The organism is bacterium (assembly GCA_021158245.1).
Lineage (GTDB): Bacteria > Zhuqueibacterota > QNDG01 > QNDG01 > QNDG01 > QNDG01.
In genome coordinates, this window is record JAGGVB010000206.1 from 1 (window position 1) to 3,131 (window position 3,131).

At 39.7% G+C, this 3,131-nt stretch carries 3 protein-coding genes; all 3 read left to right on the forward strand.

Features of this window, described 5'->3' with window-relative positions:
• A partial coding sequence (locus J7K93_12710) for an outer membrane protein transport protein (protein ID MCD6117870.1) occupies nucleotides 1–1,400 on the forward strand: 1,400 nt, incomplete at its 5' end.
• A gap of 660 nt (nucleotides 1,401–2,060) precedes the next feature.
• Entirely contained in the window at nucleotides 2,061–2,333 is a 273-nt protein-coding gene (locus tag J7K93_12715) for a chorismate mutase (protein ID MCD6117871.1), read from the forward strand.
• 4 nt (nucleotides 2,334–2,337) lie between these two features.
• On the forward strand, nucleotides 2,338–3,131 hold a 794-nt coding region (locus J7K93_12720; protein MCD6117872.1), incomplete at its 3' end, for a bifunctional 3-deoxy-7-phosphoheptulonate synthase/chorismate mutase.

Genomic DNA, 3,131 nt, shown 5'->3' on the forward strand with positions numbered 1-3,131 from the left:
ATTTGTGCAGGGACATAAGTCTGCTTAATTCAAAACTGGAGGTAAATATGAAGACAAGAGTTGTTGCAGTAATTATGGTGCTGGCTTTGGTGCAGATTGCATTTGCAGGCGGAATTCTCACCAACACGAATCAAAGCGTACAATTTGTGCGTATGCTGTCACGAAATGCATCTACGCAAATTGATGCTGTATATTTTAATCCTGCTGGAATGACGCAACTGCCGGACGGATTTTTCTTTGCAATTCACAGCCAGACCATTATTAAGGAAAAAATTATCACAAGCACTTTTCCTGCATTGAACTCAAGTAAATATCAGGGAGATACATTTGTGCCTGTATTCCCTGACTTCTATGCTGTGTATAAAAAGGATAAATTTGCAGCAGCGTTTAACTTCTCGCCAATTGCAGGCGGCGGTACAGCTGATTTTAAGAAAGGTATTCCCGATCTTGAGCAGCCTTTTTCCCTGATCCCTATGGGCGTCTCAGCTCAAGGAATCCCAACCACTGCTTATTCTGCTGACTTAGCATTTAAAGGTTCTTCTATCTATTATGGTTTTCAGGTAAATGCATCTTATGCTGTAACCGAGAAAGTATCTCTCAGTTTGGGCGGACGCTATAATATAGCAAAAAATGTGTACACGGGATCTTTAAAAAATATCATGATCAATCCGAACATGCCTGCATTGGGACTTGACGGCAGTATGATTCCTGCTTCTGCTTTCTTCACTGCAATCGGTGATCCTATCTCTGCTGCAGCTCTGGGTGATCAGGAAGTAGATGCTGAGCAGACAGGTACAGGTATTACACCTATCGTGGGATTGAATATTAAACTCAACAGCAAGGTCAACATAGGATTGAAATATGAGCTGGCAACAAAAATGGAATTAACAAATAAAACTACAAAAGATCTGATTGCTTCTCCTCAATTCCCTGACGGTGAGAAAAAAAAATATGATATTCCTGCAATTCTTGCAGGCGGCATATCTTTTCAGGTCTCAGAACCTCTCGTGATATCAGTCGGCGGTAACTACTATTTTGACAAAGACGCGGACTGGGCAGGCCATGAAAAATTGGTTGATTCCAATACCTGGGAGTACCAGATTGGCGCGGAGTATGCTGTTAATGATAAGTTTACAGTAAGCGCAGGTTTCCAGCATACAGAGAGCGGCGTTTCTGCAGCATATCAAAGCGGGTTAAGCTACGACCTCAGCGCAGATGCTATTGGTGCAGGCGCACGTGTATGTTTCAATGAAAATTTAGCGCTTGAATTGGGCGGCCTCTACACTATATACAAACCCATGGATGTCAATGCTTCCACAATGAACATTCCGTATAAAGTGACTTATGATGAGACTACATGGTTGGTAGCTGTAGGGCTGGAGTATGCAATAACCAAATAGTTCTGAATAGAAATACATTTTAAAAGCCGTGTGATTATAATTAATCACACGGCTTTTTTAAAATCTTTACTAAAAATCTCTACCTGACCAATCCTCACATAGGGATGCACAATAAAACATCCGAACCGGACATACTTTTTTTCATCCCCTCGCAAGGTGCGGGGAAAAAAGGATAAAACATATAGCCTGTTTACTATCCACTAATAATTTTTCTGATTTCATGGTTCGACTTAGTTTATCCTGAGCCTGACGAAGGGCTCACCATAAAGTAAAATATGGTATCCCTGTTTACTATTCACTAATTTGTCTTTCCCGCATGTTTTTAGCGGGAAACCAAAAAAATTCCTCGCAACGCACGCAGAGAGCGCCAAGAAAAAAGACAAATAAAAAAATATACAAATAATTTTTCAAAAATCCATTTCTCCTCTTGACATTCCTTTTTTTTATGCATATTTTACAAAAAACAGAAACAGGGAGTTTTAATCCGTGCACCATCAATTTAAAAATAACCTTTACAAATATTTTAGGCCTTATTTTTATTCATGGTTTTATTACCATAGGAGCATGGGGCGGATTACATAATCCGACAAAACTATAAACAGAAATTCAACCCATGCTGATAGAAAAAGTATGGGTTTTTTAATTTGGGAAGAGGCGGATATGGATGACGAATTACAAAAACAACGCAATAAAATTGACAAAATCGACGAAGAGTTAATAAATCTGCTTTTATCAAGGATCAAACTGGCAGACCGGATAGGCAGTATAAAAAAGCAATTCGGCATCCCTGTAACAGATCCTGAAAGGGAAAAATACGTTTTATCAAAAACCCATGGAGTTAACCTTGAATACCGTCAACAAGTTCAAAGAATTTTCAGACAAATCATCAGAGAATGCTCTCTCGTCCAGGAAAACAGCAGGGAAGGGAGATAATAATATGATAATTGTAATGAGAAATAACTCCTCTGCATCACAAATTGAAAAAGTTACACAGAAAATCACTGATGCAGGCCTTGAATACGTACCAATTACAGGCTCCAGCAGAATTGTTCTTGGTGTTGTGGGCAACACAAGAGGAATAGACCCCAGAACTTTTGAACTTGAAGAGGGAGTTCTGGAAGTTATCAGGGTAGCGGAACCTTATAAACTGGCAAGCCGCTCTTTTCATCCTGATAATACCATTATTAAAATTAAAGATATTGTTATAGGCGGAGACGAAGTTGTAATAATGGCAGGGCCGTGTGCAGTTGAAACTGAAGAGCAGCTTGATATTATTGCTGCCGCTGTAAAAAAAGCAGGAGCAAAAATTTTAAGAGGCGGAGCATTCAAACCGCGTACATCCCCCTACAGTTTCCAGGGGCTCGGAGAACAGGGCCTTAAATACCTGAAAGAAGCTGCTGAAAAACACAACATGCTTACAGTTTCCGAAGTAATGGACACAGGGTCTGTTGACATGATCGCAGAATACATTGATATTCTGCAGATAGGCGCACGAAATATGCAGAATTTTTCTCTTTTAAAAGAAGTCGGAAAGTGCAAAAAACCAATCTTTTTAAAAAGAGGTATGTCTGCAACTATTGAAGAACTGCTTATGGCTGCAGAATACATTATGTCTAAAGGCAACAGCAACATAATCCTGTGCGAAAGAGGCATCAGGACTTTTGAAAAATATACCCGGAACACAATGGATATATCAGCAATACCTGTTGTAAAAAAGAGAAGCCACCTCCC

Coding starts and splice junctions, on each gene's coding strand:
- J7K93_12715 (MCD6117871.1), top strand. CDS start 2,061: ATGGATGACGAATTACAAAAACAACGCAATAAAATTGACAAAATCGAC.